Here is a 24406-nt window from a genome sequence, read left to right as displayed (position 1 = left end):
GCTCGCCGGGGCCCCCGCACAACCTGCTCCGAAGGGCCGAGATCAATGGCGATCAGCGTCTTCGATCTGTTCAAGATAGGCATCGGGCCGTCGAGCTCGCACACGGGCGGCCCCATGGCGGCGGCGCACAAGTTCGCCCGGGGGCTCGACCGCGACGGGCTGCTGGAGAAGACGGCCCGGGTGGAGGTCATCCTCTACGGCTCGCTCGGCCTCACCGGCAAGGGGCACGGCAGCGACAAGGCCGTCCTGCTGGGGCTGTCGGGCGAGAAGCCCGAGCTGGTCGATGTCGACTCCATCGACGGCCGGCTGGCCCAGATGCGATCGTCCGGCACCGTGCGGCTGTACGGCTCGCGCGAGATCCCCTTCGTGATCGGCGAGGACCTCGTCTTCGAGCGCAAGATCTCGCTGCCGCACCACCCGAACGGCATGCGCTTCACCGCGTTCTCCCCCGAGGGCGACTCCCTCCGGGAGAAGATCTACTACTCGGTCGGCGGCGGGTTCGTCGTGGACGAGAACGCCACGGGCGCCGACCGCATCAAGGCCGATGACACCGAGCTCCCCCACCCCTTCACCACGGCGGCGGAGCTTCTCCGCCACTGCTCTGAGACCGGTCTGTCGATCTCCGGGCTGATGCTGGAGAACGAGAAGGCCTTCGGCCGCACCGAGGACGAGATCCGGGCCGAGCTGCTGCGGCTCTGGCAGGTCATGGCCGACTGCGTACGGCGCGGCAGCGCCAAGGAAGGCGTGCTCCCCGGAGGCCTCAAGGTCAGGCGGCGGGCCAACCAGCTCTTCCGGCGGCTGCAGAGCGAGGCACCCGAGAAGGACCCGCTCCAGACGATGGACTGGGTCACCCTGTTCGCCCTCGCCGTGAACGAGGAGAACGCGGCGGGCGGCCGCATCGTGACCGCGCCCACCAACGGCGCCGCCGGCATCATCCCGGCCGTGCTGACGTACTACGACCGGTTCACGCCGCAGGCCGACGACGAGGGCATCATCCGCTTCCTGCTCACGGCAGGGGCGATCGGCGTGCTGTTCAAGGAGAACGCCTCGATCTCCGGGGCCGAGGTCGGCTGCCAGGGCGAGGTCGGCTCCGCCTGCTCGATGGCCGCCGCCGGACTCACCGAGGTGCTCGGAGGCACGCCCGAGCAGGTCGAGAACGCCGCCGAGATCGGCATCGAGCACAACCTCGGCCTGACCTGCGACCCGATCGGCGGCCTGGTGCAGATCCCCTGCATCGAGCGCAACGCGGTCGCCTCGATCAAGGCCATCGCGGCGGCCCGCATCGCCCTGCGCGGCGACGGCCGCCACTTCGTCTCCCTGGACAAGGCCATCAAGACCATGCGCGACACGGGACGCGACATGCTCGACAAATACAAGGAGACCAGCCGAGGCGGCCTGGCCGTGAACGTCATCGAGTGCTGATCCCCGGCCCATGACGGCGTGCCCGCCGAGACAGGTGGAGTAGTACTCCAGCGGACGCGGCCAGGAGGCGATCACCGAGGGTGATTCGAGCCCGTCGGCCAGCAGATTCTGGTCGACGCCCCGCGACGTGTCGACGCTCGCGCAGGTGAACGAGACCGAGCCGGCACGGCTACGAGGGAAAACTCCTGGCGGCCGCTATCCGCCAGGCCCCACGACCGGCTGACGAGGCGGAACGAACGCCCCAAGGAGCCGGCCGGCGATCCGGCCCGCAGGGGTGCGATCCCTGGCCGCCGCAGAGAGATCATCCCAGTTATGGGGATATAAAGCGCTTCATCCGATATACCGCACAAGTGGCCCGTCGGGGCCATATCCCATTTGCCGCATTAAACGGCAGTCGACACACTTGCCGGATTAATCATCTGTGTTGCCGCCTCAATACGGGGTAGTTCACCTATGTGCCGCCATTATGGTGATACAGCGCTCGATTCTCTGCATTTACTAGCTGGGGGTATTTAGGTGATTCATCCACCTAGAGACAGGCAGTCTCTGACGCGAATGATCAACGACCGATCCCTGTTCGCTTACATCGGCGCGGCGGTGACGGCCGGGGCGCTCATGGCGCTGCCGCTTCCCGCGCAGGCCAACTCGCACGCCGGCACCTCGAACGGCGCCCACGCCCGCCTCACGTTCCCGTCGACACCCGACGGCGGCGGAGGCGGAGGAGGCGAGGAAGAGGCTCCCGCCGCGAAGAAGCCCAGAAAGGAAATCCGGAAGCACCACCGAATTCGCTACGTCGCCCACCGTCCGCGAAAGCACCACGAACATTTCCACCAACCGCAACCGCGAGAGAACGTCGATGTCTCTGTCGACTCCGAGCACGGCGGAGGCGGCGACCGCCGACACCACTGGGGGAATCACGGCCACCACCACAACAATCATTTCGCCGACGACCTCTACCGCACGCGGCACCTGCGCAGGTTCCACAGCTATCGCGAGGCCCGCGAGGCGCTCGTCCGGGACGCGAACCGCTGGTTCCGTCACACATCGGAGAAGGCCCACCCGAAGCGCGTCAAGGGCCACGATGATGTACGCGTCATGCGTGAAGAGCCCAGCGCTCACCGGGATTCCGGCCGGAAAGGCGAGTAAGGGCCGCCGGGACCCCAGAACCCGGGGGTGAGCCCGGCACCCAGGGATCGGCCGGACCTGCGGGTCCGGCCGGTCCCTCCGGCTACGAGTGGCCCGCCGGGGCCCTCCAGCCGGGAAGGTCAGGCCGTGGCGGGGGCCGTCAGGAGGTCGGCCGTCCGGAGAACGCGGGCGAAGCCGCCGTGATGGAGGCTGGCGCTGGTGGCCCGGGTGAGTTCCTCGGCGGTGACCACCTCGCCGTCGGGGCCGAAGGCGTCGAAGGTGTGCATCGCGTCGATCACGAACAGCACGCGGTACCCGAGGTTGCCCCCCATGCGGGCCGTGGTCTCGTTGCACATGTTGGTCTGGATACCGACGATGACGATCTGCCCGATCCCGCGCTCGCGCAGCCACTCGTCCAGATTCGGCTTTCCATAGAAGGCGGAGTTGACGGACTTGGTGACGAAGAGGTCGGGCGCCTCCGGCCCCAGGGACTCCCCCACAAGACCCTTCAACTCGTTGCCCGGCATACCGGGCGCCAGGGGCGAACCCGGCGCCGAATCCTGCCGCACGACCACGACCGGCCGCCGCTGTGCGCGCCAGTCCCGGATCAGCGCGGCAATGTTCTCCTCGGCGGCCGGGTTGTCCCGACGGCCGAAATAGGGGTCCTCGAAGCCCTTCTGCACGTCGACGACGATGAGGGCGGCGTTCTTCTCGATCTGGATCTCGCTCATGACGACAAGCTTCGCCGCGCGGGCGTACACGCACGAGTGGCAGAGATGTCATCGTGCGATACTTTTCTGCCATGCGCACCGTGGCGACCCTCATCTACGACGACATGCGCGCCTTCGACTACGCGGTCATCGCCGAAGTCTGGGGCATGGACCGTACGGACGGCGGGGTGCCCGCCTTCGAGCTGCGCCGCTGCTCGGCGGACGGCCGGCCCGTACGGATGCACCCCGGCGCGCTGGTCGAGGCGACGCACGGGCTGGACGGCCTGGCCGGCGCGGACCTGGTCGTGGCACCCGGCCGGGAGGACCCCTTCGCCCCAGTGCCCAGCGAGGTAGCCGAGGCGCTACGCGCCGCACGTGCGACCGGGAAGACGATCGCTTCGCTGTGCGCGGGGGCGTTCGTGCTGGCGGCCGCGGGCATCCTCGATGGACGCCGGGCCGTCACCCACTGGCGCCTCACCGAGCGGCTCGCCCTCGACCACCCTGACACTGTCGTCGTACCCGACGTGCTGTTCATGGAGGACGACGGTGTCTGGACCGCGGCCGGTACGGTCGGCGGTGTCGACCTCTGCCTGGAGCTGGTCCGGCGGGCGCACGGCGCGGCCGTGGCCAACACGATCGCCCGCCGCATGGTCACCGCCGCGCACCGCGACGGCGGCCAGGCCCAGTTCGTCGAACGGCCGGTCCCGCAGGCCGTCGGTGCGCAGTCGGTCATCACGACCACGCTGGAGTGGGCCCTCGGCCACCTCGACCGGCCGCTCACCGTCACCGACCTGGCGAGGCACGCCCGTACGGCGCCGCGTACCTTCGCCCGTAACTTCGCGGCGCTCACCGGCACCACGCCCGCGCAGTGGCTGATCAGGCAGCGGGTCACCGAGGCGCAGCGGCTGCTGGAGACCACGGACCTGTCTGTCGAGCAGGTGGCCACGCGGTGCGGCTTCGGCACGGCGACGATGCTCCGCCGCCACTTCAGCCGAGTCGTCGGCACAGCCCCGAGCCGATACCGCCGCACCTTCGCCCACACCTGACCAGAAACGCCAGACCGGACGCACCCGCCCCTGACCGGACACGCTCACCACCTGAGCAGACGCGACCGCCACCTGACCGGACGCGCCTGCGCTACCGCGCGCGCAGCAGTTCAAGGCCCAGACGGACGCCGCCGATCGCGATCAGGGCGCCGTGTGCGATGCGGAGCGCGGGCGGGCCGAAGAACTGCGGGATGAACAGGGCGAAGCCGACGGCGAGCGGCACGCCGCTCCAGCGTGCCAGCGCGCCCGAACGCCAGACCGCGACGGCCGCCATCGTCGTACCGACGCCCAGCAGCACGAGCCCCGCCGCGAACATGGTGGCCGCCGCGGGGACGAAGCGGAAGTCGTCGACCAGTCGCAGCAGCGACGTGCTGCCCTCCTGGACGGCGCGGTGACCGATGACGTTCGCGCCGAAGACCTCGACGCCGTAGTAGGGAAGGGTCAGGCCCGCGCCGATCCACGTGACCACGAGCGCGTGAAGGGTACGGCGCTGGTTCAGCACCAGGTGGAGTGCCAGCAGTCCCAGCGTGAGCAGGATGAACCCGACGGCGGCGAACAGGTGGGACGCGATCCAGGCCTGCGAGGCCATCGCCGCGGCACCGGCCAGGGACGACTCGTCGGCGTACGGCCGCACCAACGGATAGGCGAGGAACAGGACGCCGGCGGCCGCGAGGGCCGCGGCCCCCAGGCGGGGGCGGGGAAGCGCGGGGACGGAGACGTTCACGAGTGTCGTTCCTATCGAGGGGAGGTGAGAGCCCTGGCAGACGCTCTGCTTCGAGAGCAATGCTCTCTATTACGATCGTCGATGTCAACCCAGTCCCCTGCTCTGAAGGCACGTACGATGTCCCCAGGTCGGCCCGGTCCCCCGTTCTGCCTCCGTGTCGGCCTGGAGATCCCGAAGCTACGGCAAGCCGCAAGGTAGCTGTGGGTCTTAGGCTGACCTGCGGTGATGCCGGACATGGTCAGCGTACGGATGGCCGTACGCGAAACCCTGGTGCGCCGCCGACGGAACCGAAGGGCACCTCCGATCGGATGTGGATTCCCTGGGAGCCTGTGGACAAGGGCGCGGGGGGCCGCGCGGGGCACCTAGCATGAAACCCCGTCGTCACCCCGAGGAGGTTCCGGTGCTGCCGGGCACGGCTCCGAACGCGGCCACCCCCACTGCCGCCGAGACCTCCGCCCCCCGCCAAGTGAGGGCCACAGCCAGGTCGTTCGCGCGGGCGCACTGGGTCTTCCTGCTGGCGCTGGGCGCCGGAGCCGCTCTGAGGCTGGTCGCCGTCCTTGGTTACCGCCCGGCGCTGTGGTTCTGGGCCGACTCGTTCGTCTACGTCAAGGCGGCCCTCGATCCGCAGCCGCTGGATTCGCGCCCTTCGGGGTACTCCCTGTTCCTGTGGGCCCTGCGCCCGCTGGAGAGCTTCGGCGCGGTCGTGGTCGTCCAGCACCTGCTCGGGCTCGGCATGGCGGTCTGCGTCTACGCCCTGCTCCGCCGCCGCGCCCGGCTGCCCGGCTGGGGGGCGACCCTCGCGGCCGTCCCGGTGCTGCTCGACGTCCACCTGGTCCAGCTTGAGCACCTGGTCATGGCCGACCTGCTGTTCACCTTCCTGGTGACGGCGGCGGTGACGGTGCTGCTCTGGCGGGAGCGCCCGACCGTGTGGACGGCCGTGGCCGCCGGGCTCCTGCTGGTGGCCGCCACCTGCACCCGCACCGTCGGCCTGCCCGTGCTGGTCATCGCGCTCGTCTGCATGGTGCTCGCACGGGCGGGGTGGCGGGCCCTGATCGCCGTCGCGCTGGCGGGCGCGGTCGGCATCGGCGGGTACGCGGTGTGGTTCCACAGCGAGCACGGGAGCTACGGCCTCGGCCAGAGCAACGTCTGGCTCTGGGCGCGCACGATGACGTTCGCCGACTGCGCGAAGATCCGGCCGCCCGGCGACGAGAAGGTGCTCTGCCCCACGGAGCCGGTCGGCGAGCGTCCCGCGCCTCCGGTCTACATCTGGGACGCCGGGTCGCCGCTCGCCAAGGTGCGCAAGGACGCCGACCGCGAGCGGCTCGCGGGCACGTTCACCACGGAGGCGATCATGGCGCAGCCGTTCGACTTCCTGCTGACCGGCGTCAAGGACGCCCTGTGGGGCTTCGAGTGGACCCGCAGGGTCTATCCCACCCCCGGCCCGCAGAGCGCGTACGTCTTCCCCGACTCCGTGAAGCCGTTCACTGACAAGATCGCCTCGTCCGGCCGCACCGCGCCCGAGCTGACCTCGGCCTACCAGGGCCGCAGCGGCGACACGGTGGTCGCCGAGCCCTACGCCGGCTGGCTGCGCGCCTACCAGGAGCAGGGCTATGTCCGTGGCCCGCTGCTGGCGCTCATCATGCTCGTGGGCCTGTTCGGGGTGCTCGTGCGCTGGCGGCGGCTGGGCGGGCCGGTGCTCCTGCCGTGGGCGGTGGCCGTGACGCTGCTCGTGCTGCCGCCGCTGATCGCCGCGTTCGACCATCGGTACGTCGTGCCCGTCATACCGGTCGCGTGCATGGCGGCGGGCCTGACGTTCGAGGGCCTGCGCCGCGTCAGGCGTCCCGCCGGGCGCCGCAGAGCCGCGACCCACCCGGCGCCGGGCGAGGCGCAGCCCGCACCGGGTACGGACTGACGTCCCCCTGTGGCGCGCTTTTTGCCAGGTACGGAGTGGTGCCGTGACAGCCATCTAACGTGACCTAGGCTCGTTCACGGGGCCCGGATTAAGCTTCGGTCATGGACGACCGCCAGCGCTATGACCGGGCCACCGCGGATCTCGACCCCCCGTTCGCCATCCTCGACCTGGACGCCCTGCGGTCCAACGGCGCCGCCATGGCCCGCCGTGCCCGGGGCAAGCCGATCAGGGTGGCCAGCAAGTCGATCCGATCCCGGGCCGTGCTGCGGCGGGTGCTGGAGATGGACGGCTTCGCCGGCGTCATGGGCTTCACCCTTCCCGAGGCCCTGTGGCTGGCCTCCGAGGGCTTCTCCGACATCCTGGTCGCCTACCCCACCACGGACAGGAAGGCGCTGGCCGAGCTGGCGGGTGACGCGCGGGCGGCCAGGGAGATCACGCTGATGGTCGACTGCCCCGAGCACCTGGACGCCATCGACGAGGCGGTCGACACCGTGCCGTCCCGCCACGAGATCCGCATATGTCTGGACATCGATGCGGCGTTCACCGCGCTGGCGGGCAGGCTGCGCGCCGGGGTGCTGCGCTCGTCGGTCAGGGAGCCGGAGCAGGCGGCCGAGCTGGCCGCCGAGATCGCGAAGCGCCCGGGGTTCCGGATGGTCGGCCTGATGGCGTACGAGGCCCAGATCGCGGGCGTGGGCGACCGGGTGCCCGGCCCGTACGGCCAGGTGATCCGGTGGATGCAGGCCCGTTCGCAGCGGGAGCTGATCGTGCGCAGGGGGCGCATCGCCGAGGCCGTCCGGCAGGTGACCGACCTGGAGTTCGTCAACGGCGGCGGCACCGGGTCGGTCGAGAAGACCGCGCGCGAGAAGGCGGTCACCGAGGTCGCGGCCGGGTCGGGGTTCTTCCACCCGCGCCTGTTCGACTTCTACCGGGGCTTCACGGGCCGCCCCGCCGCGCTGTTCGCGCTCCCCGTCGTGCGCAGGCCCGTCAACGGCGTGGTCACCGTGCTGGGCGGCGGCTACCACGCCTCCGGCTCCGCGGGCGCGTCCCGGCTGCCTCAGCCGTACCTTCCCGCCGGGCTGCGGTACGACGCGCGGGAGGGCGCGGGCGAGGTGCAGACTCCCCTGCTCGGCCAGGCTGCCCACGATCTGCGGATCGGCGACCGGGTGTGGTTCCGCCACGCCAAGGCCGGCGAGCTCTGCGAACGCTTCGACGCGCTCCACCTGATCGAGGGCGACCGCGTGGTGGAGACCGTGCCGACCTATCGCGGCGAGGGCAGGACCTTCCTCTGACCGGCGCCCGCGAGGGTCAGGCGCGGCGGCGGCGCCAGAGGGCTATCGCGGCGCCCACCACGACGACGGCGCCGACGCCGATGAGGATCGGCGCGAGGCTCCTCGGAGGGAAGTCGTCGTGCCAGCCGTCCTCTTCACCGTAGGCTCCCGGCTCGGCGTACTTCGCCGGGTACGCCACGCCGAAGGCCATGTCGCGTGCCGCCGTGACCAGCTGCTCGGCGTTGGCCTTGGCCTTGGCGACGCCCCGCCCCGCGACCCGCTTGGGGCTCACGCGATCAACGATGGCGTCCACGGTGACAGCCAGCTCCGCCCGGGTGCGCTCGATGTCCTTCTCGAGCGCCTCGGGATCGGTGTCCGCCATGACGATCCCCTTCTCTTACGGGCGAGCCGCCCTCGCCCGGCTCGCCGCTACGCTTGCAGCGATCAGTCTGTCAGGTCGGGCATCCACCCGGCACGGTGGGCGTGCCGGTAGGTTGTCTCCGTGACGCAGACGAGACTCGAGCCCGGCGACGCCGCACCCGACTTCACCCTGCCCGATGCCGAGGGCAAGGACATCAGCCTCGAATCCTTCCGTGGCAAGCGGGTCATCCTTTACTTCTACCCCGCCGCGATGACGCCTGGGTGCACGAAGCAGGCGTGCGATTTCCGCGACAGCCTCGACGGCCTGGCCGCGGCCGGCATCACCGTGCTCGGCGTGTCGAAGGATTCCCCGCAGAAGCTCGCGAAGTTCACCGAGCGCGACTCGCTGACGTTCCCGCTGCTGTCCGACCCCGAGCTCGCCGTCCACCAGGCGTACGGCGCCTACGGCGAGAAGACGATGTACGGCAGGACGACGGTCGGGGTGCTGCGGTCGACGTTCGTCATCGACGCCGACGGCAAGATCGAGAAGGCGCTGTACAACGTGAAGGCCACGGGTCACGTCGCGCGCCTGCGCAAAGACCTGGGCCTCGCTTAATAGGTACGGCTGTCGCCCCGCGCTCAACTAGGATGGCGCAAGCCGCACAGGCATGGGGTCGTAGCCCAATGGCAGGAGGCACAGGTTTTAGGTACCTGACAGTGTGGGTTCGAATCCCACCGACCCCACCGCGACTTGTCCGGGCCACAACGAGAGCCGCCTCCATTCCGATGGAGGCGGCTCGATCGCGATCGGCCCGCTGGGCATGGGGCGTCAGGCGCGGGAAGGGGAGACGGTCTGGGGTCTCGGGGCCGCGTGGCTTTTCCCCCTGCCACGCGACCCGTCGTCTTTCTGCCCCGGCATCACTATCTCCCTTTACTCACCCGGAGGTGCTCCCAAAAAGAACTATCCCTTACGGGCCGTAAGACCGGTGTAAGCCATTTGTCGGTTCCGAGGCGCATACGACCTGGGTCGTAGGAACAGATCCCTCTTCAGATGGAAGGGGGGTGAACTGCGCGAACGTAGGGTTGGATCCGTGTTCGGCAGAGTGCGCGCATGGGGGTCCCGCCACGGCAGGCTGGTGGACGTCCTCGTCATGGCACCGCTCGTCTTCCTGTGCCTCGTGTCGGCCGGCAACTACGACCGGGGCAGTCATCTGCCGGGCATCGGCAGCCCCGGGGTGCCGGGATACCTCGCGCTGTCCGCCGCGCTCATCGCCCCGCTCGCCTGGCGGCGGAGCCGGCCCGTCCATGCCTTCGCCGCCATCGCGCTCATCGCCTTCCTCCAGTGGCTGGCCGCGATCGAACCGGTCCCCGCGGACGTCGCGGTCCTCGTGGCGATGTACGGCGTCGCGTCGTACCGTCCCCTGCGCTGGGCACTCGCCGCCGGGGCGATCGCCGAGCTCGGCGTGTGCCTGCTCATCGTGCGCTACGGCCAGCCGAGCCTGCTGGCCTTCGCCTCCGGGTCGGTGTTCGCGGTCGCGGCCTGGATCGCCGGCATCTACGCCAACACCCGGCGGCGCTACCTCGAAAGCCTGGAGGAGCGGGCGCGGCGCGCCGAGCACGAGCGCGACCAGCAGGTGCGCATCGCCGCGGCGGCCGAGCGGGCGCGCATCGCCCGCGAGCTGCACGACGTGGTGGCCCACAACGTGAGCGTGATGATCGTCCAGGCCGACGGCGCGGGCTACACCATCGACAGCGACCCCGAGCAGGCGCGCCGGGCCGTACAGACGATCTCCAGCACCGGACGGCAGGCGCTCGCCGAGATGCGCCGCCTGGTCGGGGTGCTGAGGCAGGACGACGCGCGCGAGGAGGAGTACGCCCCCCAGCCGGGCGTGGGCGACCTCGACGAGCTGATGACGCACATCCGCCAGTCGGGCCTGCCGGTGGAGTTCACCGTGAGCGGCACCCACCGCGACCTGCCGGAGGGCGAGCAGCTCGTGATCTACCGCATCGTCCAGGAGGCCCTGACCAACGCGCTCAAGCACGGCGGCCCGGAGACCCGCGCCCGGGTCGAGATGGAGTACGGTCCGCGGGACATCACGTTGCGGGTGACCGACGACGGGCGGGGCGCGGCGGCGCCCCGGAGCATCGACGGGCACGGGCTGATCGGCATGCGCGAGCGGGTCGCGATGTACGACGGCAGCGTGCACGCCTCCCCGCGCCCCGGAGGGGGTTTCCAGGTGGCCGTACGACTGCCGGTGAGCAGGGCCGCGTGAGCATCAGGGTGGTCCTGGTCGACGACCAGGAGCTCGTACGGGCCGGTTTCCGCATGGTCCTCGGGGCCCAGCCGGACATCGACGTCGTCGGAGAGGCCGCCGACGGGGCCGCCGCCGTGCGGTTGCTCGGCTCCGTGCAGGCCGACATCGTGCTGATGGACGTGCGCATGCCGCGCGTGGACGGCGTGGAGGCGACCCGGCTGATCCAGGCCATGCCCGACCCGCCCAGGGTGCTCATCCTGACGACCTTCGACCTCGACGAGTACGCCTTCGCGGCGCTGAAGGCCGGGGCGTCGGGGTTCCTGCTCAAGGACGTGCCGCCCTCCGACCTGATCAGCGCCATCCACTCCGTGCACGCCGGGGACGCCGTGGTGGCGCCCAGCACGACCAGGCGGCTGCTGCGGCGGTTCACCGCCCACCTGCCCGCCACCCCCGCCGTGGAGCCGCAAGGCCTGCGCCAGCTCACCGCACGCGAGCGCGAGGTCCTGGTGCTGGTCGGGCGGGGCCTGTCCAACACGGAGATCGCGCAGCGGCTCACCCTCGCGGAGGCGACGGTCAAGACGCACCTCGGCCGGGTGCTCGCCAAGCTCGGCGTGCGCGACCGCGCCCAGGTGGTGGTGTACGCCTACGAGACCGGGCTCATCACCCCCTACCGCGAGGGCGACGAGCGATAGCCCCGCGGGGCCGGGGTCGGCCGAAAGGCTGAGTCACGCCTACCCCAGCAGTCGCACAGGGCCTCCGCCACCCCTCCCTGGGCGTACCCGAAGTCCGTTCCCAGGGCTCATGGTTCGCGGCCGGCGCGGCAATAGCGTGGATCTCGCGGAGAGTTTCCGCATTTCACCTGCTTATCGCTTGAGGAGCCGCAGTGATCGTCACCGGAGAGGAAGCCGTCCGCCGGACCGCACCCGCCGCCGTCGTCGCCAAGGGAGTGACCAAGGTCTACGGCGAGGGCGACGCCGCCGTGCACGCGCTGGGCGGGGTCGACGTCGGGTTCGACACCGGTGCCTTCACCGCGATCATGGGCCCGTCGGGCTCGGGGAAGTCCACGCTGATGCACTGCCTGGCGGGGCTGGACACCGTCACCGAAGGCGAGGTGCGCATCGGCGACGTCGAGATCACCCGGCTGAGCGACAAGCGGCTCACCCTGCTGCGGCGCGAGCGGGTGGGGTTCATCTTCCAGGCCTTCAACCTGCTGCCGACGCTGACCGCCGAGCAGAACATCCGCCTGCCACTGGACATCGCCGGCCGCCAGGCCGACCAGGAGCTGTTCGACACGGTGATCCGCACCGTCGGCCTGCGCGACCGGCTCAGGCACAAGCCGAGCGAGCTGTCGGGCGGCCAGCAGCAGCGCGTCGCGGTCGCCCGGGCGCTCATCAGCAAGCCCCAGGTCATCTTCGCGGACGAGCCGACCGGCAACCTGGACTCGCGCAGCGGCGCTGAGGTGCTGTCCTTCCTGCGCACCTCGGTACGGGAGCTCGGCCAGACCATCGTCATGGTGACCCACGACCCCGTCGCCGCCTCCTACGCCGACCGCGTGGTGTTCCTGCGTGACGGCCTGCTGGTCACCGAGCTGGCGCAGCCTTCCCCGCAGACCGTGCTCGACACGCTGATGAAGCTGGAGGGCTGAGGTGTTCCGCACCACTCTGGCGGGGCTGCGGGCGCACAAGCTCCGGCTCCTGCTCACCTCGCTGGCGATCACGCTCGGGGTGGGGTTCATCGCGGGCACGTTCGTGCTCACCGACACGCTCCAGGCCGGCTTCTCCCAGCGCATCGCCGCCTCCGCCGACAAGGTGGACGTGGCGGTGCTTCCCTCCGGCTCCGGCGGCGGCGAGCGGCCCGCCCGGCTGCTCGCGAGCGACCTCGACAAGGTCCGCGGCGTCACCGGCGTCGCCGAGGCGCAGGGCCTGGTCCAGGGCGAGGCCGCGCTGATCGGCAAGGACGGCAAGGCGGTCGGGGACGTCCCGACCACCGGCGTGTCCGTCGTCACCGGCAGGCTGAACCGCACGGCGATCACCTCCGGCTCGGCCCCGGCCACCGCCGACCAGGTCGTCATCGACGAGAACACCGCCAAGACCAGGGGCTTCACGCCGGGGGACACCGTCTCGGTGCTGGACGGTCAGGGCAAGCCGCACACGTTCCGGCTGGTCGGGCTCTTCGACGTGGGCGTGGACCAGCAGCTCGCCTACACGGGCGCGGTCGGGTTCACCGCCGCCACGGCCCAGGCGATGACCGCGGAGAAGGGCTTCACCGAGATCGACGTCGCGGCGGCGGACGGCGTCACGCCGGGGGGCCTCAAGGCCGCGGTCTCCTCGGCGCTGGCCGGCACGAAGTTCAAGGCCTGGACCGGGGACGAGCTCGCCAGGGAACTGGCCAGGTCCAGTGGCGCCGACACGGAGTTCCTCACCCTCGGACTGCTGATGTTCGGTCTGGTCGCGATGCTCGTCGCGGCGCTGGTCATCTACAACACCTTCAACATCCTGGTCGCTCAGCGCACCAGGGAGATGGCACTGCTTCGCTGCATCGGCGCCACCCGCAGGCAGGTCTTCGGCTCCATCCTCCTGGAGTCGGTGGTGGTCGGGCTCATCTCCTCCGCTCTCGGCCTGCTGACCGGGCTGGGCCTCGGCGCCGGGGCGCTCGCGGTACTGAGGGCCGCCGGGCAGGACCTGCCCTCGGGCGGCGTATCGCTGGCGCCGAGGACCATCGCCCTGGCCCTCGCCATCGGCCTGGTCGTGACCGTCGGGGCGGCGCTGCTGCCCGCCCGCACGGCAACCAAGGTCGCCCCGATCGCGGCGCTGCGTGCCCAGACCGACGACCACACCTTCAGGACCGGCGTCGTGCGGATCACGTTCGCCGCGCTGTTCCTGCTGGGCGGCGTGGGGGCGACCGTGGCCGCGGTCACGATGCCCCCCGGGCCGGTCGCGCTCTACGTCGTCATGGGCGGGGGCGTGCTGACCTTCTGCGCCGTGCTGATCCTCGGCCCGGTCATCGTCAGGCCGCTGAGCGCGTTCGCCGGCTGGGCGCCCGCCAAGCTGTTCGGGGTCCCGGGCGGGCTCGCGATGGACAACTCCCGGCGCAACCCGAAGCGCTCGGCCACGACGACGGTCGCGCTGACGATCGGGGTGACGCTGATGACGCTGATCTCGGTCATCACCGCGACCACCCGGGCGACGTACACGGCGCGGCTGGACGAGCAGTTCCCGGTCGACTACCTGGTCTCGGCGCAGGCGTCCGGATCCGGTGAGGCCGCGCTCCCGCGAGCCCTGGCCGCCGACCTCCGTACGCGGCCCGAACTGGCCTCGGTGGTGCAGATCCGGGAGGCGGACGCCAAGACGGGCCAGGCCGGCAGGACGCTTCAGGTCGGCACGTTCAGCGGGCCGTACACGCCCGCGCTGCAGAAGGGCTCGACGCGGGGCTTCACGGCCGGGTCGGCGCTGGTGTCCGGCCAGGTCGCCAAGGACCTCGGGGTCGCGCCGGGCGACTCGATCGCGCTGGCCACGCCCGAGGCGGGCACCGTGAACGTCAAGGTCCTCGGGGTCTTCGACTCCAGCACCGTGTCGCTGCCGGACGTCACCGTGCCCGAGGGCGCCTTCGAGAAGTACTTCGGCCCGCTCGGCGACCGGCGGATTCTGGTGAACGCCAAGGACGGCGTCGCCTCCGACGTCTCCAGGAAGGCGGTCGAGGCGGTGGCCCAGCCGTACCCGACCGCCAAGGTCCTCAGCTCCACCGAGGTCAGGAGCCAGTTCGACGAGGCGCTGGACATGATGCTCATGATCATCGCCGGGCTGCTCGGGCTGGCGGTCCTCATCTCGCTGCTGGGCATCGCCAACACGCTGAGCCTGTCGGTGCACGAACGCACCCGGGAGTCGGCGCTGCTCAGGGCCCTTGGCCTGACCCGGCCCCAGCTTCGGCGGATGCTGTCGGTGGAGGCGCTGATCCTCGGCCTCATGGGAGCGATCGTCGGTGTGGCACTGGGCGTCACGTTCGGCTGGGCGGCCACGCGGACACTGGTGGAGGGCATCCTGTTCCGGGTTCCCGTGTCCCAGGTGCTGCTGTTCGTCCTGCTGTCCGGCCTCGCCGGAGTGCTCGCGGCCGTACTGCCCGGCCGGCGGGCGGCGCGGGCCTCCATCGTCGGCTCCCTGGCGAGCGACTGACGTCCCCCCGCATGCGGGGTCATGGGGCCTGGTCCGAGCGGCCGGTGCGTTGCGTGGCGAAGACTCCCCGCCAGTGCTCGGCCGCCTGGGCCATGTCGCGGCCGACGAAGCCGAAGAACCGGCTCATCTGGTCCAGCCGGGTGCCGGCGGGGGTGGCGTCGCCGAGGACCTCGGCCCCCTGCCGGGCGGCGTCCGCCCACATCGCGCAGACCTGCACCTCCCTCGCGGTGGCGCGATACCAGACGTCGTCGTCGATGAGGTACCGCTCGCGCCGCCGCCGGGCGTCGCGCTCGCGCCTGACCAGGCCGAGCTGTTCGAGGTAGCCGACGGCCTTGGACACCGACGCCGGGCTGACGCACAACCGCCGCACCAGCTCGGCGGCGGTGAGGCTGGCGACGTCATCGGTGATCAGGCAGGCGAGCACCCTGGCCGGCATCCTCGGCAGCCCCGTCCGGGTCATCATCGCCGTGAACCGCTCCTCGAAGTCCCGCACCGCCTCGCGGTCACGGCCGTACGCGTCGACGGCGGCCGGTGCCGCGGGGGACGTGACCGGCTTGCCCCGGCGGGCGCGCCGCCCGGTGGCCTGCTGGGCGTGATCGGCCCGGTAGCCGGCGTAACCGCCGTTGCGGGTCACCTCGCGGCTGACCGTCGACGTCGGCCGCCCCAGCCGCCTGGCGATCTCGGCGTACTGGAGCCCCTCGGCGACCCCCGACGCGATGTGCCGGCGGTCCTCGTAGGTCAGCCGTCCTCCTGGCATGTGCGCTCCCCTTCCGCCTGCCGGTCGTCTGCCATGGGACAGTGTGCGTTCACGCGCAGCACATTGCAACGGCATACTCAGTCGTTGCATTCACCTAGAGGCTCATTGCACTGTATTTCTCCTGGTCTACCAGCAGATATTCGAGACCTAAGACTTTCAGACGTTGAGGTTCGACTGAACGCAACATAGCCTTCGTTCCGAAGTGAAGGTGCTGGACGATGACCGGGGCCACAGACGCCGTCCGCCTCGGCCGGAAGGAGCCGTTATGACCACGTCACTCCCCGACGCGGCGCCGCTGCCGAACACCCGCTCTCCGGAGTGCCCCTTCGACCCGCCCGCGGAGCTGGCGGGGCTGCGCGAGAAGCACCCGGTCAGCCCGATGGCCTTCCCCGACGGGCACGTGGGCTGGCTCGTGACCACCCACGCCCTGGTGCGCGCGGTGCTGTCCGACCCCCGCTTCAGCGCCCGGGCCGAGCTCCTGCACTTCCCCGTCCCCGGGCCGACCGCCACCGCGAAGCCCCGGCCGGCGCCCCCGGGTATCTTCACCCAGACCGACCCGCCCGAGCACACCCGCTACCGGCACCTGCTCACCGGGCAGTTCACCGTCCGACGCATGCGCGGGCTCACCGAACGCGTCCAGGAGATCGCCTCCGACCACCTGGACGCCATGGAACGGCACGGCCCACCGGTCGACCTGATGCGATCCTTCGCGCTGCCCATCCCATCGCTGGTGATCTGCGAGCTGCTCGGGGTGCCGTACTCGGACCGGGAGTCGTTCCAGGAGCACTCGACCGCGCTGATGCGCCTGGACAACTCCCCGCAGGAGATGTTCGCCGCCTACAACGCGCTGCGCGACTTCATGGGGAAGCTGGTGCTCGCCAAGCGCGCCAAGCCGACCGACGACCTGCTCAGCGGCCTGACCACCAGCGGGCTCACCGACGAGGAGCTCACCAACATCGGCTTCACGCTGCTGGGCGCCGGGCACGAGACCACCGCGAACATGCTGTCGCTCGGCGCCTTCGCCCTGCTGCGCCATCCTGACCAGCTGGCCGTGCTGCGCGCCGACCCGGGCGGCATCGACCAGGCCGTCGAGGAGCTGCTGCGCTATCTGAGCATCATCCCCTGCACGGTGCGCGTCGCGCTGGAGGATGTCGAGCTGGGCGGGCAGACCATCAAGGCGGGGCAGACGGTGACCCTGTCGGTCCCGGCGGCCAACCGTGACCCCCAGCGGTTCGCCGACCCCGACAGCCTCGACCTGCGCCGGTCGGCGAGCGGGCACGTGGCGTTCGGCCACGGCATCCACCAGTGCATCGGCCAGCAGCTGGCGCGCGTCGAGATGCGGGTCGGGTACGCCGCGCTCTTCGAGCGGTTCCCGACCCTGCGCCTCGCGGTCGCGCCCGAGGAGGTGCCGCTGCGCGACGACATGCTCATCTACGGCGTGCACAGCCTCCCGGTCACCTGGGACGCGACCTTGCGTGACGGGGACGTCTAACGGGGGCGGCGTCCCTGCCACTGGTCGGCGACGGCCTCGGGGTTCAGCAGGGGACGGATCGAGAGCTCCCCGGTGAATCCGTCGATGACCACGCACCCGCCCCCGACGGTGGCGGGCAACGTGCCGGGATCCTCGGGCTCGGGCGTCCTCGCCCAGGCGACGTACCCCTCGTCGAAGGCGTGCAGCCCGACCTCGGTGGCCTCCTCGGCGGGAAGCGGGCCGTTGAAGTACTCCTCCGCCAGCAGCCTGGCCTGCTCGGCCGAGAGCCTCCGCCCGCTCACAGGCGCCGTCCCCGCCGGTCGATCACGACACAGAAGACGCCGGTGACCGGCCCGGGTGGCGGGTCGACGGAGGTGTGCCCGCGCTGGGCGTCGATCCAGACCACCTCACCCGCCGCGTTGACGGCGTTCCACGCGTGGTTGCCGCCGGACGGCCAGCGGGTGACCAGCACGGCCGCCGCGCCGTGACCGCCGGCCCCCAGGCGCTGCGCGATCGTGGTGTACGCGCGGCGCCCCTGCCCGACGTACTCGAAACGGTGCCCGAGCCAGCGCTCCGCACGGGAGACACCGCCCGGCTCCCCGCTGAGCGAGGGCCTGCCCACCCGGTCGTACTCCGGCTGCCGGGGCGCGGCCACCGCCGGCTCGCCGTGCCAGGTGGAGATGACCGCGAGCGCGCAGTCGAGGGAGTTGGTCGCCCGGAAGGGGTCCTCCGAGGGGCCCTCCCCGTTGACCAGGCGCACCCAGGTGCCGCGCGGGTCGGGGAAGCGGGCCCCGTCGGGCACGACCTGGCACAGGTCGCGCTGGACCTGCGGGTCGGGCCTCGCCAGGCCGCCGGGCGTGCCGTACGGCCTGCAGGTGTCGAGCCGGGGCGGCCGGCTCGGACCGTCGAACCAGTCGGCCCCCGGACCCGGCCACTTGGGCAGGAGCCCGTCGTGCCGCCGAGCGGGCCCGTCGTGCCCCGGGGACGGCAGGCCGGGCCAGCGCGGCTGCATCCTGTCGTGCCGCTGCCGCGCCGAGATGTCCTGGCGTTGCGGCGGGCCGTCGTGCCGGCCGGAGACCGGGCCGCCGTGCCAGGCGGAGACCGGTGCGTCGTTGACGGCGAGCGGCCGAAGGACCGGCCGCCACTCGTCGGCGGAGGCCTCGGCCGCCAGCTCGTAATCGCGCCATCGGACACCGTCGGAGGTGACGACGGGGTTGTAGCCCGCCCCCGCGGACCCGCGCCGGGACGCCCCCCTCGGCGGTGGACCGCCGTAACTGGCTCCGGACAATGTGCTCCCCCAAATCCCCGCACCGACCCGGTCAGTGGCCGATCGTAGGGGCGCCGCTGACGGCGGGCGGCCGATTCAAGGATTCACCTGGGACCACACGCCTGGACACGCCGCACGGGGAGCCGGCGGGGCTACTTCACGACGACGAGGATGGAGTGCCAGCCTGAGGCGCCGTCCGGCGCGGGAGGGGCGTAGTCGGGGGTCTGGGTCTGTCCCGTCGCGTCGGTGGCGCGCACCTCGATGGTGTGCTTCCCGGGAGTGGCCTGCCAGTCGTCCACGACCCACTGCCGCCAGGTGTCGGGCCCCGGCACCTCGGCCAGCCGCGCCTGCTGCCAGGAGCCCTTGTCGACGCGCACCTCGACCGCGTCGATGCCCCGGTGCTGCGCCCACGCCACGCCCGCGATGGCCGTACGGCCGGCGGTGATCGTGGAGCCGCCCCGGGGAAGGTCGATGCGGGACTCGGTCTTGATGGGCCCCTTGGGCGCCCAGCCGCGCGGCGTCCAGTACGCCTCGTCCTGGTCGAAGCGGGTGACCTTGATGTCGGTGACCCACTTGGTCGCCGACACGTAGCCGTACAGGCCGGGGATCACCTGGCGGACCGGGAAGCCGTGGGAGACCGGCAGGATCTCGCCGTTCATCGCGATGGCGAGCAGCGCGTCACGGCCGTCCATCGCGACGTCCACGGGGGTGCCGCAGGTCCATCCGTCCGAGGAGGTGGACAGCAGCATGTCGGCCCCCGAGCGGATGCCGGCGTCGCGGAGCACGTCGGCCAGGCGCGCGCCCAGCCAGCGGGCGTTGCCGACGTACGGCCCCCCGACGTCGTTCGAGACGCAGGTCAGCGTCACGTCGGCCTCCATGAGCGGCCGCTTGAGCAGGTCGGCGTAGGTGAGCTCGACGGGCCTGTCGACCATGCCGTGGATCTTCAGCGTCCAGGTCTTCGGATCGACCTGGGGCACCACCAGCGCCGTGTCGACGCGGTAGAAGTCGCGGTTCGGGGTGGTGAAGGGAGACAGGTCCCTCAGGCGGAGGTCGGCCCCGGCCGGGAGGGGCTTGGCGGGCGTCGCGGGCCGGGGTAGCGCGATCTGCGCCCGTTCGGTGTCGACGTTGAGCCGGCCGGCGAGGCCCCGGCCGGCCAGCCCCGCGGCCCCGGCGACGACGACGCCCGCGGCGACCCCGGTGAGCAGGCCGCGCCGGTCGAACTCGTACGGCCGCGCGCCCGGGCGCATGACGGCCGGCCCTTCCACCGTCCCGCCGACGCCCTCGGAGTCCTCCGGGGCTTCAGGCGGCTGAGGGGCCTCAGGTGGCTCGGGAGCCCGGTAGCGGCGTAGGTCCTCGTACCCGGGCTCCACGGCGGGCCAGGTGCGACGGACCAGGATGCTCAGCGCCCAGGCGCCGGCCCCCGCGCCGACCACGGACGGCAGGACGTCGAGGGGGCCGGAGTCCGGCCGGCTGAACGCCGCCGCCATGCCGATGATGCCGAAGATCATCATGCCGGTCGTGCCGAACCCGACGCGCCTGCGGGCCAGCAGCCCGAGCCCGGCCGCGATCAGGACCAGCACGACGACGATGCCCGAGATCAGCACGAGCTTGTCGTTGGCGCCGAAGGTGCGGATGGCCCACTCCTTGAGCGCCGCCGGAGTGCGGTCGACCGCCGCGTCGCCGACGGCGATGACCGGGGACGCCTTCGGGTTGAGCAGGCCGGCGACGAGCTGGCCGATCCCGAGGGCGACCGCACCCGCCACCACGCCGATCAGCGCCGCGGCCCATGCGTGACCGCGCGGGGGCGTCTGGTTCGTGTTCACAGACGAACGCTACGCCCAAAGCCCCAGCGCGGTTCTTACGCCCTGGTTACGGAGAGACCGGCCCTATGGCCCCACACCGGAAGGAAAGCCGCCTCAGGCGCGGAGGAGCTCGCGCATGACGGGCACCAGGGCGCGGAAGGCGCGCCCACGGTGGCTGATGGCGTCCTTGTCGGCGGGCGGCATCTCGGCGGTCGTGCGGCTCTCGCCCTCGGGGACGAAGGCGGGGTCGTACCCGAACCCGTTGGTGCCGCGCGGCGCGCGGATCACGGCCCCGGCGAGGGTGCCCTCGACGACGCGCTCGTGCCCGGAAGGCAGGGCGATCGCCGCCGCGCAGGCGAAGTGGGCGCCCCTGCGGCCGTCGGGGACGTCCGACACCTGGGCGAGCAGGAGCCGCAGGTTGGCGGCGTCGTCACCGTGGGAGCCCGACCAGCGGGCCGAGAAGACCCCTGGCATGCCGTTCAGCGCGTCGACGCAGAGGCCGGAGTCGTCGGCGATCGCGGGCAGCCCGCTCGCCGAGGCGACCGCGTGCGCCTTGAGCAGGGCGTTCTCGGCGAAGGTGAGGCCGGTCTCGGCGACCTCGCCGATCTCGGGGAACTCGTCGAGCCCGACCAGCTCGGTCTTCTGGTCGGCCTCGGCCAGGATGCGCCGCAGCTCGACGATCTTGCCCTTGTTGCGGGTGGCCAGGACGACCCTCGGAACCGCGCTCACGAGAGGGCCTCGCGCTGGCGCAGGGTCAGCTCGGCGCAGCCCCCGCCGGCCAGGTCGAGCAGGGCGTCGAGGGTCGAGCGGTCGAACGGGACGCCCTCGGCGGTGCCCTGGACCTCGACGAACTCGCCCGACCCGGTCATGACGACGTTCATGTCGGTCTCGGCGGCGACGTCCTCGCGGTAGCACAGGTCTAGCAGCGGGGTGGATCCGACGATGCCGACCGAGACGGCGGCCACGGAGTTGACCAGCGGGTCGCCGGGGCACATCTTGCGCTTGCGCATCCAGGCGATGGCGTCGGCCAGGGCGACGTACGCCCCGGTGATGGCCGCCGTGCGGGTGCCGCCGTCGGCCTGGAGCACGTCGCAGTCGAGCACGATGGAGTTCTCGCCGAGGGCCTTGTAGTCGACGCAGGCCCGCAGGGAGCGCCCGATCAGGCGGGAGATCTCGTGGGTGCGCCCGCCGATCTTGCCGCGCACCGACTCGCGGTCGGTGCGGGTGTTGGTCGCGCGGGGCAGCATGGCGTACTCGGCGGTGATCCAGCCGAGCCCGCTCCCCCTGCGCCAGCGCGGCACGCTGTCCTGCACGGAGGCGGCGCACAGCACCTTGGTGCCGCCGAACTCCACGAGGACAGAGCCCTCGGCGTGGGCGAGCCAGTCGCGGGTGATCGTCACCGGCCGAAGCTGATCGGGACTACGTCCATCGTCACGTGCCATGAGCCTCACCTTAGGTCATACACGGCCCCGCTCCGCGCGAGTTCGACGCGGCCCTCGAAGCCGCCGCGGCAGGCGTCCCCGAGGATCTCGGACGGGTCGTACCACGGCACCAGGTGGGTGAGCACGAGCGTGCCGACGCCCGCGCGGGCCGCGTGCTCGGCGGCCTGCCTGCCGTTCATGTGGAGGCCGACCGGCGTGCCCGGCCGGTCGAGGAAGGACGCCTCGCAGAGCAGGAGGTCGGCTCCCGCGGCCAGCTTGACCAGCTCGGGGCACTCCCCGGTGTCGGCCGAGTACGCCACCGAGTGGCCGCCGTGCGACACGCGGAAGCCGTACGTCTCCACGGGGTGGTTCATCGGCGCGGCCGTCACCTCGAACGGGCCCACCGAGAAGGTGCCGGGCGCCAGCGGCACGAAGTCGAACGCGGTCTCAAGGCCGGGCTCCTCGTCCATGCCGTAGGCGGCGGCCAGGCGGCGCGGGGCGTCCTCGGGCGCGTGCACCGGCACGCGGGGCAGCGGCCGGTCGGGCGAGTAGGTGCGCACCACGTGGTAGGAGCACAGGTCGAGACAGTGGTCGGCGTGCAGGTGCGACAGGCAGATGGCGTCCACGTCGTACAGGCCGATGTGCCGCTGGAGGGCTCCGAGCGAGCCGTTGCCGAAGTCGAGTAGCAGGCGGAACCCCTCCGCCTCCAGCAGGTAACACGACGCGGGGCTCTCTGGTCCGGGAAAGCTCCCTGAGCACCCGACGATCGTCAACTTCACTACGACCTCCTAACTCGGCGCGGTCAACGCCTCTTCACCCGAAACGTCCTCGACCATGGCGCGCTCGACGGTACCGATCTCGGGTCCGAGGAACCGCCGTCCGAGGTCCGCGAACAACGCGCCGTCGCCGGTCGCGCGGAACCTGTGGCGGGGCGTCGAGCCCTGGCCCGCGAGCCCGCGGTCGTGGAGGACGCGGAAGACGTCCTTGGCCGTCTCGTCCGCGCTGGACACCAGCGTGACGCCGTCGCCCATGACGTAGGAGATCGCGCCGGCGAGCAGCGGGTAGTGCGTGCAGCCGAGGATCAGCGTGTCGCAGCCGTCGTCGATCACCGGCTGGAGGTACTCCCTGGCCACCTCGATGAGCTCCTCGCTCATGGTCTCGCCCCGCTCCACGAACTCCACCAGCCGCGGCGCCGCCACGCCCGTGAGCCGCACGTCGGGCGCCGCCGCGAAGGCGTCGTGGTAGGCCATGGACTCGATGGTCGCCCGCGTGGCGATCACTCCCACCCGGCCGTTCCTGGTGGCCCGTACGGCCCTGCGCGTCGCGGGCTGGATGACCTCCACCACGGGGACGTCGTAGCGCTCCCTGGCGTCCCTCAGCACCGCGGCGCTCGCGCTGTTGCAGGCGATGACGAGCATCTTCACGTCGTGCTCGACGAGGTGGTCCATCACCTGGAGGGCGTAGGCGCGCACCTCGGCGATGCGCTTCGGCCCGTACGGCTGGCGCGCGGTGTCGGCCACGTACAGGATCGACTCGTTCGGGAGCTGGTCGATGATCGCACGGGCGACCGTGAGGCCCCCCACGCCGCTGTCGAAGACCCCTATGGCGGGGTCGTCCGTAGCACTCTGATCGTCTGCTGATTCGATGATGCTGACCCACGGCGCGTGGGCGACACTCCCGATGTCCGACATGATTCCCAAGGTTAGGGGACCATGAACAATCGCTCGCGGTAAGAATCCTCACATCGGAGTAATCCCTGATGATCGCCCGATCGGCGCCGCCCGGTCAGCCCCGGCCCAGGCGGGCGAGCTGGCGCGACTGGGCCACCAGGTTTCCCTCGGAGTCCCACACCTCGACGTCCTCGTCGAACCAGCCGTCCCTGATCAGGCGCCCCTGGCCGATGACGGTCAGCCAGCCGGGCGCGGGCAGCGCGCGCAGGTGCCAGGTCAGCTCGACCGTCGGGGCCCACCCCCGGCTGCCCGCCGAGAAGACGACGGGCGGCAGCGCGTCCACGGCGAGGGCCAGGACGAAGGGATCGGGCTCCTGGGGCTCCGCCATGCGGAAGTACGCCCGGGACTCCGGCCGGCCGCTCGGCTCCCCGGTGAGCCAGCCGATGCTCGGCGGGTCGAACCGCATCTCCATCTGGGCGTTGAGCGTCATGTTGGACTCGGGCTTCGGTTCGGGCAGCGCGACGCAGTCCTCGATGGGCGGCATGGCGACCAGGGGCTGCGCGGCCCACTGGCTCGCGGTGTCCCCGAGCGTGGCCGTGGTCACGAGCGTGTCCAGGTAGGCGGTGTCGTCCTGGATCAGGGTCGCCCGGGTCATCGCGGCGGTCCTGCCCGCCTTCAGCCGCTCCAGCCGTACGCGGGCGGGCCCGGGCACCGGGGCCCTGAGGAACTGGACGGCGGTGGACACCGGGTGGTCGTGCGGTGAGGCGTCCACGACGGCGCGCAGCACCACGGCCATGAGGTAGCCGCCGTTGAGCGGCCCCCCGATCGAGTAGCCGGGATCGAGGCACACGTCGTACGTGGTCTCGTCGACCCTGATCGCCTGCGTCGCCTCGTCGAACTTCGTCATCTGTGCTCGTTGCCCCGCTTCGCCGCCCGTACCGAATGTTGTTCTGGCCCAATACCTTACCGACGCGCTTCGGCACGCGCTCAACGGAGGGTCAAGAAAGCGCCCTGCAAGTGTCTCTCT

The 24406-nt window shown here is 71.5% G+C and carries 23 protein-coding genes and 1 tRNA gene; 12 read left to right on the top strand and 12 right to left on the bottom strand.

Annotated elements, in window-relative coordinates; genetic code table 11:
- The first annotated feature begins 45 nt into the window (after window positions 1-45).
- Both OG589_RS01200 and OG589_RS01195 read left to right on the top strand, forming a co-directional pair.
- On the top strand, window positions 46-1422 hold the full coding sequence (locus tag OG589_RS01200; RefSeq protein ID WP_405145344.1) for an L-serine ammonia-lyase: 1377 nt from the start codon (window positions 46-48) through the stop codon (window positions 1420-1422).
- A gap of 555 nt (window positions 1423-1977) precedes the next feature.
- Window positions 1978-2568, top strand: a complete 591-nt coding sequence (locus OG589_RS01195) for a hypothetical protein (RefSeq protein WP_405145342.1) — start codon at window positions 1978-1980, stop codon at window positions 2566-2568.
- 119 nt (window positions 2569-2687) lie between these two features.
- On the opposite strand, the gene OG589_RS01190 is transcribed toward OG589_RS01195, so the two are convergent.
- Window positions 2688-3278 carry a cysteine hydrolase family protein gene (locus tag OG589_RS01190; protein WP_405145340.1) on the bottom strand — a complete coding sequence of 197 codons (591 nt, stop codon included), beginning with the start codon at window positions 3276-3278 and terminating at the stop codon, window positions 2688-2690.
- Between the two features lie 71 nt (window positions 3279-3349).
- Here OG589_RS01190 and OG589_RS01185 point away from each other — a divergent pair, with 71 nt between their 5' ends.
- Window positions 3350-4303 (top strand): GlxA family transcriptional regulator, encoded by a 954-nt coding sequence (locus OG589_RS01185; RefSeq protein WP_405145338.1) that lies wholly within the window; start codon window positions 3350-3352, stop codon window positions 4301-4303.
- 91 nt (window positions 4304-4394) lie between these two features.
- Here OG589_RS01185 and OG589_RS01180 read toward each other — a convergent pair whose 3' ends face one another.
- Window positions 4395-5027 carry a hypothetical protein gene (locus OG589_RS01180; RefSeq protein WP_405145336.1) on the bottom strand — a complete coding sequence of 211 codons (633 nt, stop codon included), beginning with the start codon at window positions 5025-5027 and terminating at the stop codon, window positions 4395-4397.
- A gap of 367 nt (window positions 5028-5394) precedes the next feature.
- On the opposite strand from OG589_RS01180, the gene OG589_RS01175 reads away from it, so the two are divergent.
- Window positions 5395-6939: a hypothetical protein gene (locus OG589_RS01175; RefSeq protein ID WP_405145335.1), complete on the top strand. Its 1545-nt coding sequence runs from the start codon at window positions 5395-5397 to the stop codon at window positions 6937-6939.
- A gap of 101 nt (window positions 6940-7040) precedes the next feature.
- Window positions 7041-8228 carry an amino acid deaminase/aldolase gene (locus tag OG589_RS01170; protein ID WP_405145333.1) on the top strand — a complete coding sequence of 396 codons (1188 nt, stop codon included), beginning with the start codon at window positions 7041-7043 and terminating at the stop codon, window positions 8226-8228.
- A 16-nt stretch (window positions 8229-8244) separates the two neighbouring features.
- Here the strand turns inward: OG589_RS01170 and OG589_RS01165 are convergent, their stop codons facing one another.
- On the bottom strand, window positions 8245-8589 hold the full coding sequence (locus OG589_RS01165; protein ID WP_405145331.1) for a DUF3618 domain-containing protein: 345 nt from the start codon (window positions 8587-8589) through the stop codon (window positions 8245-8247).
- A gap of 120 nt (window positions 8590-8709) precedes the next feature.
- Between OG589_RS01165 and bcp the strand changes: the two genes are divergently transcribed.
- The 6 genes from bcp (at window position 8710) to OG589_RS01135 (ending at window position 14991) form a co-directional block, all read left to right on the top strand.
- The gene (bcp, locus tag OG589_RS01160) at window positions 8710-9183 is read left to right on the top strand and encodes a thioredoxin-dependent thiol peroxidase (RefSeq protein ID WP_405145329.1); all 474 of its coding nucleotides are present in this window, start codon (window positions 8710-8712) and stop codon (window positions 9181-9183) included.
- A 54-nt stretch (window positions 9184-9237) separates the two neighbouring features.
- Window positions 9238-9311: transfer RNA gene (locus OG589_RS01155), tRNA-Leu, on the top strand.
- Between the two features lie 347 nt (window positions 9312-9658).
- Complete coding sequence (locus tag OG589_RS01150) at window positions 9659-10840, top strand: sensor histidine kinase (RefSeq protein WP_405145327.1); 1182 nt, start codon at window positions 9659-9661, stop codon at window positions 10838-10840.
- Window positions 10837-11514, top strand: a complete 678-nt coding sequence (locus OG589_RS01145; protein WP_405145325.1) for a response regulator — start codon at window positions 10837-10839, stop codon at window positions 11512-11514. Before OG589_RS01150 ends, OG589_RS01145 begins: the two co-directional genes overlap by 4 nt.
- 191 nt (window positions 11515-11705) lie before the next feature.
- Window positions 11706-12467 carry an ABC transporter ATP-binding protein gene (locus OG589_RS01140; protein ID WP_405145323.1) on the top strand — a complete coding sequence of 254 codons (762 nt, stop codon included), beginning with the start codon at window positions 11706-11708 and terminating at the stop codon, window positions 12465-12467.
- A gap of 1 nt (window position 12468) precedes the next feature.
- Window positions 12469-14991, top strand: a complete 2523-nt coding sequence (locus OG589_RS01135) for an ABC transporter permease (protein ID WP_405145321.1) — start codon at window positions 12469-12471, stop codon at window positions 14989-14991.
- Between the two features lie 19 nt (window positions 14992-15010).
- Here the strand turns inward: OG589_RS01135 and OG589_RS01130 are convergent, their stop codons facing one another.
- Window positions 15011-15748 (bottom strand): helix-turn-helix domain-containing protein, encoded by a 738-nt coding sequence (locus tag OG589_RS01130; RefSeq protein WP_405145319.1) that lies wholly within the window; start codon window positions 15746-15748, stop codon window positions 15011-15013.
- A gap of 265 nt (window positions 15749-16013) precedes the next feature.
- Between OG589_RS01130 and OG589_RS01125 the strand changes: the two genes are divergently transcribed.
- Entirely contained in the window at window positions 16014-17240 is a 1227-nt protein-coding gene (locus OG589_RS01125; protein WP_405145317.1) for a cytochrome P450, read from the top strand.
- Here the strand turns inward: OG589_RS01125 and OG589_RS01120 are convergent.
- The 8 genes from OG589_RS01120 to OG589_RS01085 form a co-directional block, all read right to left on the bottom strand.
- Entirely contained in the window at window positions 17237-17521 is a 285-nt protein-coding gene (locus OG589_RS01120) for a hypothetical protein (RefSeq protein ID WP_405145316.1), read from the bottom strand. The genes OG589_RS01125 and OG589_RS01120 overlap by 4 nt on opposite strands.
- Complete coding sequence (locus tag OG589_RS01115; RefSeq protein ID WP_405145314.1) at window positions 17518-18507, bottom strand: toxin glutamine deamidase domain-containing protein; 990 nt, start codon at window positions 18505-18507, stop codon at window positions 17518-17520. Before OG589_RS01115 ends, OG589_RS01120 begins: the two co-directional genes overlap by 4 nt.
- Before the next feature lie 131 nt (window positions 18508-18638).
- On the bottom strand, window positions 18639-20309 hold the full coding sequence (locus OG589_RS01110; RefSeq protein WP_405145312.1) for a molybdopterin-dependent oxidoreductase: 1671 nt from the start codon (window positions 20307-20309) through the stop codon (window positions 18639-18641).
- Between the two features lie 93 nt (window positions 20310-20402).
- Window positions 20403-21017 carry an RdgB/HAM1 family non-canonical purine NTP pyrophosphatase gene (rdgB, locus tag OG589_RS01105; protein WP_405145310.1) on the bottom strand — a complete coding sequence of 205 codons (615 nt, stop codon included), beginning with the start codon at window positions 21015-21017 and terminating at the stop codon, window positions 20403-20405.
- Complete coding sequence (gene rph, locus OG589_RS01100) at window positions 21014-21730, bottom strand: ribonuclease PH (RefSeq protein WP_405145309.1); 717 nt, start codon at window positions 21728-21730, stop codon at window positions 21014-21016. Before rph ends, rdgB begins: the two co-directional genes overlap by 4 nt.
- Window positions 21731-21735: 5 nt before the next feature.
- The gene (locus tag OG589_RS01095) at window positions 21736-22488 is read right to left on the bottom strand and encodes an MBL fold metallo-hydrolase (RefSeq protein WP_405145307.1); all 753 of its coding nucleotides are present in this window, start codon (window positions 22486-22488) and stop codon (window positions 21736-21738) included.
- Window positions 22489-22497: 9 nt separating this feature from the next.
- A complete protein-coding gene (gene murI / locus OG589_RS01090; RefSeq protein ID WP_405145306.1) occupies window positions 22498-23400 on the bottom strand; it encodes a glutamate racemase in 903 nt (300 codons plus the stop codon).
- Between the two features lie 94 nt (window positions 23401-23494).
- Window positions 23495-24286 carry a thioesterase family protein gene (locus OG589_RS01085; RefSeq protein WP_405145305.1) on the bottom strand — a complete coding sequence of 264 codons (792 nt, stop codon included), beginning with the start codon at window positions 24284-24286 and terminating at the stop codon, window positions 23495-23497.
- Window positions 24287-24406: the final 120 nt, after the last annotated feature.

Source organism: Sphaerisporangium sp. NBC_01403 (assembly GCF_045040145.1).
GTDB classification, from domain to species: domain Bacteria; phylum Actinomycetota; class Actinomycetes; order Streptosporangiales; family Streptosporangiaceae; genus Sphaerisporangium; species Sphaerisporangium viridialbum.
The sequence above is the reverse complement of the archived record's forward strand: the minus strand, read 5'-3'. Positions and strand labels throughout refer to the sequence as shown.